Raw genomic sequence first — 9,347 nt, 5'->3', positions numbered from 1 at the left:
ATAAAAACGATGATATCTTCTTTTGTGTGCTAATTGACTTGCAGAGTTCGAATTGTAATTCATTATGTTGCTATCAAAGTTTCTTTTTAATTCCCTAGAAATAGTAGAAGGAGATCTATTAATTTCTTTAGCGATTTTATTAATTGAATAATTTAAATTAAAATAATGTTCAATTAAAACTCTCTCTTCATAATTAATATGTGTATAATTCATATTGTAACCTCTTTTTTTAAGCAATGCATAAGAGTTATATTGAAGGGAAAAGTATCCCTTCAATTTTATTTTATAAAAAAAATGCAACAACTTTAACAAATTTGTCAAGTGTTGCACTTCATGTTGCAATGTAGCAAAACTTGGACAAATTAATCCAAGTTTTTTTATTTATTTTCAAAATCAAAAGCAAAAAATAAAAAAAAATAAAGTTTTATTCCTAATCTTTTCTCAAATTAGTCCATTCTTTAATATGTTAATAAAAATTATGCAAAAATAAAGATGAATAGTTAATACTATTCAATCAATTATTTAAAATATTTAATTTAATTTAAAAATTATTTTTTTAAAAAAATAGTAAAAAAATGTTATAAAATGAAAGGAGGCAAGACCATAAATAAAGATAATGACAATTTCAATGAGCCATTTGGAGAAACCACTTCTTATGTAAAGTTGAGTTTATCCGAAATTAAGAAACTTATGAATAAATATAGTAATTTAAATTGTGCATTGTGCCAATTTAGTAACTATGCAGATTATAAGTTTCTAGTTGTTAGATATCAGGAGGAAGATATGAAAGTAAAACCAATAACCCCGCCAAAAGCTGAGCCTATTATTACAAAAGAAGTAATTATGCAAATTGCTTTTGCGGTTAAAGAATTAATACAACCTGATATCGATGAAATTAAAGCAAGATTAGATGCTCTTGAAAAAAGAATGGATAAAGTTGAGCAACGTTTAGATGCTCTCGAAAAAAGAGTAGATAGAATTGAACAACGTTTAGATGCTCTCGAAAAAAGAGTAGATAGAATTGAGCAACGTTTAGATGCATTAGAAGCTAAGGTAGCTGAGATAGATCGTCGTTTAACATATGTTGAGTCAAGAATTAATTAAATTTTTTTAAATAAATGAAAAAAGTACAACTTACAATGTTGTACTTTTTAGTTTGAGACTAATAATTAATTATTATCTTCATTAAAGTCATCAAATTCTGATGAAGTATCTTCTTCAACTACTGAACTATTTTCATTAACATCTATTTCATCTTCAACTTCTTTTTGAAGTTTTTCCAAATCAATAGGTACTAAAGATTCACTATTATAGTCAGTTCCGTCTTCATATGTATAACCATCCACTTGTGGAGTAAAATATTGAATTGATGGTTTTATATCATATTTAGAATTAATTTCATATATTCTATGTCCAGTACCGGCAGGGATTTTCTTTCCAATAATGATATTTTCTTTTAAGCCTAAAAGTTTATCATTTCTAGAAGAAATAGCTGCATGAACTAAAATTTTTGAAGTTTCTTGATATGAAGCTGCAGCTAAGAATGAGTCTGATAATAAAGGAACTTGTTTTGCACCTTTAATAACAACCTTTCCATATGCTGGAGTTTTACCTTCTGTTAATAAGCGAGCATTTTCTTCTTGATAATCAAATATATCTACAATAGCACCAGCAAAGAACTTAGAATCACCAGGTATAGTAATTAATATTTTAGACATCATTTGGCGAATAATAATTTCAATATATTTGTCTGAAATTGCAATACCTTGAATTCTATAAATTCTTTGTATTTCTTTAAGCAAGTAGTTTTGAACTGTTAATGTATCAGTTAATTCTAAAAGTTCTTTTAGAATAATTGGACCTTCAGAAAGTTTTTGACCAACATTAACTTTATCACCTTTTGAAACTCTAAGTTTTTTATTAGATTCAATATAAATTTTAGCAACTTGTTTTTTGTTTGTAGCTGTACTTAAATATTCTAAGCTAATTAAATATTGTCCTTCATCTTTCAATTCTTCAATATCTAAAATTTTTCCGGCATATGGAGAAATTGTAGCAGGTCTACCTCAAGGTTGTTCATGGGCGTCAATAAGTTCAATTAATCTAGTAAAACCACCAGTAATATCTTCTCCCCCGGCAACCCCACCAGTATGGAATGTACGCATTGTAAGTTGTGTACCAGGTTCACCAATTGATTGAGCAGCAATAATACCAACTGCTTCACCAATATTAACAACTCTATTAGTTGCTAAGTCTTTACCATAACACATTTTACATACACCATTCCTTGTATGACAACCTAAAATAGATCTAATTTCAACTTCTTCATAACCTTCATCAATAATTTCTTGTGCAATCTTTTCGGTTATTAAAGTATTTCTTCCTGCAATTTCTTTTGTAGTTGAACCATCTTCATTAACTGATTTAACTTTTTTGTATATTGGTTTGTTTGTGTAACGGCCAATAATTCTTTCTTTTAAATCAACAATAATTTGTCCGGTTTTTGTATCTACAATTTTTCTTGCAACATATCCATAATCTGAACCACAGTTTTCTTCACTAACAACAATGTTTTGGGCAACATCAACTAAACGACGAGTTAAATATCCTGATTTAGCAGTGTTAAGAGCGGTATCGGTAAGACCTTTTCTTGCACCATGTGTTGATGAATAGAATTCAAATGCAGTAAGACCTTCAATAAATGAAGATTTAACAGGAACTTCAACAATAGAACGAACAACTCTATCATTTTTAGCATCGGCCTTAGTAGTTTTAGTGTTGTTAGCCATAAGACCACGCATACCTGCTAATTGAACATAGTTTGAAAGATTACCACGAGCACCTGAATTTATCATTGTTATAACTGGGTTTGATGGATTATTTTCAATAATTTTCTTAAGTTCAGATTGGATTTTATCCTTAACTTCTTCTCATTTTTTAATTGATAAAGTATATTTATCATCATCAGTAATATAACCGTTGTCATAGTAATTACGTAATTTAGCAATATATTCATCACCTTCGGCTATATATTCATTTTTCTTATCGGTTTCAAGAATATCAGCAAATGAAATAGAAATACCTGAAATTGTTGAGTATTTAAAACCTAAATCTTTAATATCATCCAAAATTGAAGCAACGACATTAGTATATCTAAATCAAACATTGTCTAAAATAGTTGCTTTTTCAGAAGGTGAAAATGGAATATGTTCATTATGTAATACTCTATCTTTACTTAAAGAAATAACTTTGTTCATTTCTTCTTTAGTAAATGCATTAAGTAAAAGAGCATGTTCCATATCAATGCGTCTATTATTATTGCTATTTTTAAGTTCAATAAAGTTTAAGATTAAATCTTCTTCATTAATATCATTTATTTTATCAATAATTGTAGCAATGTCTTGTATTGTGGCAGTAGCTACATATTTATCAAAAATATGTCTAATAATAGCAGCAATATTTTTCTTGTTAAATGCGCTTAAAATAGGAAGTGTTTTAATATATTCTTTAACATTTGTACCTGAAGTTATTACATATTTATTAATAGTTCTTGAATAGTCTTCAAGGCTATTTGAATTTTTAACTTCATTGTTAAAAATAAATGGAAATGTATTAGGGAATATATTGTTAAATATAAATTTACCAACTGTAGAAATTAAATATAAAGTTTTAGTTGATGGATTAAATAATTTAAGACTCTTAATGCCTGAAATAGGTAAACATACTCTAGCATGCAATGAAACCTTTTTGGCTTCAAGAGCTCTTAACATATGATCATAATTATCAAATATTCTTCCTTCACCTAAAGCACCTTTTTCTTCTTTAGTTAAATAATAAATACCTAAAACCATATCTTGTGATGGGTTAATAATAGGTTCACCATCTTTAGGTCCTAAAATATTTTTATTTGCAAGCATAAGTTCACGCGCTTCTAAAAGAGCTTGTTCTGAAACAGGTACGTGTACAGCCATTTGGTCACCGTCAAAGTCAGCATTAAATGGTGTACATACTAATGGGTGTAACTTAATAGCTTTACCACGAACTAAAACAGGTTCAAATGCTTGAATAGATAAACGGTGTAATGTAGGCGCTCTATTTAAAAGAACTAATCTTCCTTGAATAGTTTCAGCTACATAAGGTCAAATAACTGGGTTTTGATCTTCAATCATTTTTTTAGCTTGTTTTACAGTTACAGCTTCACCTTTTGTAATTAATTTATTAATAATTCAAGGTTCAAATAATTTCGCAGCCATTTCACGTGGAATACCACATTGATGCATCTTTAAAGAAGGACCAACAACTATAACAGAACGACCAGAATAGTCAACACGTTTTCCTAATAAGTTTTGACGGAAACGTCCTTTTTTACCAGTTAAAGCATCCGAAATTGATTTGAATGGACGATTATCTTTAGATAAAACAGGGTTAGGTGATCTTCTTTGATTATCAATTAAAGCGTCCACTGCTTCTTGAATCATACGAAGCTCGTTTTGCAAAACAAGAGTAGGAGCATCCTTATCTTGTCATTGTTTTAAACGGTTATTTCTAATAATTACACGACGGTATAATTCATTAATATCACTTGTTGAATGACGTCCACCATCTAGTTGAATTAAAGGACGTAAATCAGCAGGAATAACTGGTAAGTTATAAATTAACATACTAGTTGGATCTTGCTTAGATTCAATAAATGCATTAATAACTTGAAGACGTTTGTATAATCTATCACGAGTTTGCTTAGATGATGAAGTTGAATGTTGTTTTGCTTCTTCATCATTTATCTTTTTAATTTCTGCACTAACTTTAGCTTTTTCGTCTTGAAGATTTACATTTTTAAGTAAATATTCAATAGCCAAAGAACCGGTACCAATTTTAGCATCAGAGTAGTGTTCTATAACCATATTAAGTTCATAGAAATCGATACCATAATCTTGCCCAATTTTAGAAGCAGCTTTATCTTGTAAATCAACTAAAGTGTCCTTAATATCAATATATTCTTCAGAACCTTCAGGGAATTTTTGAAGTAATTCTTCTAAAGCACCGCTATAAATTTTAGCAGCTTCGTTAATATCAATAATTGTATTTTTAGGAAGAGATTTTAAACCACCACTTTCTAAAACAATATGACTCTTATAGTAAATAAGATTTTCTAAGTCAGTTCTTCTAACAGCTTCATGACTACTTCCGACAGTAAGACCCAATAATTTATAAATTATTGAGTGGTCTACTTTAAAGAATCAAAAGTGTACAACTGGTGAATTAAGTTTAATATGTCCCATATGATTTCTACGTGAAATCTTTGGTAATATTTCAACTTTTTCTTGTTTACAAAGTTCTGTTCTAGTACATAATGTACCTTCATTAATTTTCTTATATTTATGGCCACAAATAGGACAACGATAGTCAATCATTGGTCCAAATATAACTTCATCAAAAAGTCCACCACGTTCTGGTTTGTATGATTTATAGTTGATAGTTTCAGGTTTAGTAACTTCACCATGTGATCAAGTTTCTACATCATTAGAAGTAGCAAGAGCTAAAGAAATTTTTGAAATTTTATCACCATCTAAAGTAGCATATTTTCTAGATTTTTTCATTATTCACCACTCCCTTCTATTTCTTGATAGTATTTTGTATCAACTCTAACATCATCTTTTTCTTCTAATTCTTCATCAGCTTTTTCATGAACTTCTAATTTAATTCCTAAACCTCTAAGTTCATGTGCTAATACTAAGAATGATTCAGGCATACCTGGATTTGGTAATTTAGTGCCTTTTGCTAAAGCATTATATAATTGATTTCTACCAACTATATTATCTGATTTATATGTAAGTAATTCTTGTAAAACATTACTTGCACCATATGATTCAATGGCTCATGTTTCCATTTCACCAAATCTTTGACCACCGTTTTGACTTTTACCACCAAGAGGTTGTTGAGTAATAAGAGAATAAGGTCCAACTGATCTTGAGTGCATTTTATCATCAACCATGTGGTAAAGTTTAAGCATATACATAACACCCACTGATATTGGGTTATCAAATGGTTCGCCTGTTAATCCAGAATAAACCACAGTTTTACCTGTTGGATTAACCTTAGCTTCTTCTAAAATATCTTTAATTTGATTGTGTGTAATTCCATCAAATACAGGTGTAACAAATTTTTCACCTAGATTTTTAGCAGCTTGTCCTAAATGAAGTTCTAGAACTTGACCTATATTCATACGAGAAGGCACACCTTGAGGATTTAATAACATATCAAGTGGAGTACCATCTTCTAAATAAGGCATTTCTTCAACTGGTAGAACAATCGAAACAACACCTTTGTTACCATGACGCCCTGCCATCTTATCCCCAACTTTAATTTTTCTTTTTTGAGCAATAGAAACTTTAATTATTTTTTCTACGCCTTCTTCAAGTTGGTCACCATCTTCACGGCTAATAATTTCTACGTCAACAACAGTTCCGTTGTGTCCGTGTTTTACTTTTAAAGAAGTATCTTTACGGTTAGAAGATTTTTGGCCAAAAATAGCAGCCATTAATTTTTCTTCAGGGGTTGGATTTTCTTCACCTTTAGGACTAGTTCTACCAACCAAAATATCTCCAGCAGTAACTTCTGAACCAATTCTAACAATACCATCTTCATTTAAAAATCTTTTTGAATAATTAGAAACGTTAGGTATATCAGTTGTAAGATAATCTTCTCCAGCTTTTGATTGTCTAAATTGAATTGTTTGCTCTTCAATATGAATTGATGTATAAACATCGTCTTTAACAAGTCTTTCTGAAAGAATAACAGCATCTTCATAGTTATATCCGTTTCAAGTTGAAAAACCAACTAAAACGTTTTTACCTAATGCCATTTCTCCATTTTTCATAGAAGGACCATCAACAAGTAAATCGCCTTCTTTAATTTCATCGCCTACTTTTACAATAGGAATTTGGTGAATTAATGTGCCTTGGTTAGATCTTTCAAATGTTCTTAAATTGTAAACATCAGCTTTTTTAGCACCATCAGCTAAAATCTTAATTTGGTTTGCATCTACATAAGTAACTTTACCTGTAGTATTAGATCTTAAGTTAGTTGATGAATATTTAGCGATGTCAGCTTCAACTCCAGTAGCTACCAAAGGAGCTTCTGCTTTTATAACAGGGACTGCTTGACGTTGCATGTTTGAACCCATTAAAGCACGGTTAGCATCGTCATTTTCCAAAAATGGAATAGCAGAAGCTGCTATAGAAGTCATTTGACGGTTTGAAACACCAATATAATTAACATCTTCAGTTTTTGCTTGAATATATTCATTATCTTTTCTTGCCATAACAACATCGTCGATGATAATACCATTTTTAACATTGATTGTTGATTGAGCAATAACTACGTTTAATTCTTCGATTGCTGTTAAATAAACAGGTTGAGAAAAATCAACTTTTCTATTTTTAACTCTAAAGTATGGAGTTTGAATAAAACCATATTTGTCAATCTTAGCAAATGAAGCTAAGTTTAAAATAAGTCCAATGTTTGGTCCTTCAGGAGTTTCAATAGGACAAATTCTACCATAATGAGTAGGGTGCACATCACGAACTTCAAATTGCGCAGTATCACGATTTAAACCTCTAGGTCCAAGTGAAGTAATTCTTCTCTTGTTAGAAATTTCTGCAAGTGGATTACATTGATCCATAAATTGTGATAATTTTGAAGTGTTAAAGAAAGACTTCATTTGATTAAAAATAGGTTTATTATTGGTTACATTTTTAGGTGTAATTTTTTCTATTTCTTTAGTAACTATTCTTTCTTTAGTATTTTTTTCTAATTTAATAAGTCCAATTTTAAATTGGTTTTGTAAAAGTTCGCCAATTGTAACAATTCTCTTATTAATTAATGAATCGGGGTCATCATCATAACCAACATTGCTTAATAAATTGAAATAGTAAGATATTGTTGCGATAATATCTGGTACTAATAAAAAGTTTTCATTTGATGTAGGGTCATTTCCTAATACTAAAACTTTTTTATCATTTATTTTATCGTTTTCAGTTGGGTAAATATTAATTGCAGGAACATAAAGTCTATTTCCTAATTCTTCATTGCCTTCTAAATCAATTTGATTTCCATAAACTGTAGCATCAATGTTTGGAAGTCTTCACATAGGAATTAATCTATTTTTATAATCTTCGTGAATTTGTTTAGCAATATCTAAAGTAATGAAAGTACCCTTTTCATATAATAATGAACCATCATATGAATAAATATTATCAGCTAGGTATGTATTTAAAATTCTATCGATAACATTTAATTTACGGTTTAATGTAAATCTTCCGGTTTCGGTTAAAGTATATCTTCTAGCATTGAATAGTGTGATAGGTAATAGGTTTTTCGCACTTTCGGAAGTCATACGATCACCTTTTCTAATTACTCTATAAATATGTTCTTGTGCTTCTTTAACAATTTCTTCAAGCGCATTTTCACCTTCAAAAACAATTTTATCTCTTTTGAAAGTTTCTTTTAATTGAGGAATTTTGCCAAACATTTCATAAATGCCAGCTTTAGAAAATCCTAATGCTTTTAAAAATGTTGTTAAAAGGAAAGATTTGTTCTTATCAATTGCAATTTTTACTGTATCTACATTACTTGAAGTTACTTTGTGAGAAATTTCAATTCATGAACCAAGTTGTGGAATTATTTCAACTTTGTTGAATAAGTCATTTGCTTGTTTATTTCTAACACCAACCCCAAAATAAACACCAGTAGATCTAGTTAATTGTTGAACAATAACTTTTTCTGCTCCATTAATGATGAATGAACCACCATTAGTTAAAATAGGAATTTCAGCAAAAACTACTTCAGCTTCATCAACTTCACCGGTTGCAATATTAGTTTGTCTAAGTTTAGCCTTAACTTTCCCAATATATGAAGAACCTTTTCTTTTTGCTTCTTTAATACATTCGAATTCTGATTTTTTTGGAACATCAAAATGAACTGTATTGTATAAATAATCAATTCTTACTTTTCCGTGAGCTTCAATAGGATAAATCTCTCTAAGTTCTTTTTCAATATCCTCTTCTATAAACTTTTTAAATGATGTTCTTTGCATCTCTAAAAAGTCAGGGGTTTCGAAAACTTTTTGACTTATTGAATAATCACGTCTAATAGTGGTAGGTCCAAATAATCTGTTTTCATATTGTTTTTTTTGTGCCATATAATGACCTCTTTTTTATATAATAAATTTAATAATTTGTAATTTAGGTATTAAATATTTTTTCAAATATTCTTTAATATTCAGTTTGTAGTTGCATTTTTTAAAACAATAAATAAAGGCATATAAAAATGCAAAAACGGCTTTTTAT

General features: G+C 29.3%; 4 protein-coding genes. 1 reads left to right on the top strand and 3 read right to left on the bottom strand.

From position 1 onward, the window contains the following. Positions 1 to 213, bottom strand: a 213-nt coding sequence (locus F795_RS0102955) for a helix-turn-helix domain-containing protein (RefSeq protein ID WP_027120306.1), incomplete at its 3' end; no start/stop codon positions are given. Between the two features lie 372 nt (positions 214 to 585). On the opposite strand from F795_RS0102955, the gene F795_RS03695 reads away from it, so the two are divergent. Beyond that, positions 586 to 1,104 (top strand): hypothetical protein, encoded by a 519-nt coding sequence (locus tag F795_RS03695; RefSeq protein ID WP_022936234.1) that lies wholly within the window; start codon positions 586 to 588, stop codon positions 1,102 to 1,104. Between the two features lie 65 nt (positions 1,105 to 1,169). Here the strand turns inward: F795_RS03695 and F795_RS0102940 are convergent, their stop codons facing one another. Beyond that, positions 1,170 to 5,597 (bottom strand): DNA-directed RNA polymerase subunit beta', encoded by a 4,428-nt coding sequence (locus F795_RS0102940; protein ID WP_022936233.1) that lies wholly within the window; start codon positions 5,595 to 5,597, stop codon positions 1,170 to 1,172. Next, the gene (gene rpoB / locus F795_RS0102935) at positions 5,597 to 9,199 is read right to left on the bottom strand and encodes a DNA-directed RNA polymerase subunit beta (protein ID WP_022936232.1); all 3,603 of its coding nucleotides are present in this window, start codon (positions 9,197 to 9,199) and stop codon (positions 5,597 to 5,599) included. Before rpoB ends, F795_RS0102940 begins: the two co-directional genes overlap by 1 nt. Positions 9,200 to 9,347: the final 148 nt, after the last annotated feature.

It is taken from the genome of Metamycoplasma orale ATCC 23714 (genome assembly GCF_000420105.1).
GTDB classification, from domain to species: domain Bacteria; phylum Bacillota_I; class Bacilli_A; order Mycoplasmatales; family Metamycoplasmataceae; genus Metamycoplasma; species Metamycoplasma orale.
The sequence above is the reverse complement of the archived record's forward strand: the minus strand, read 5'-3'. Positions and strand labels throughout refer to the sequence as shown.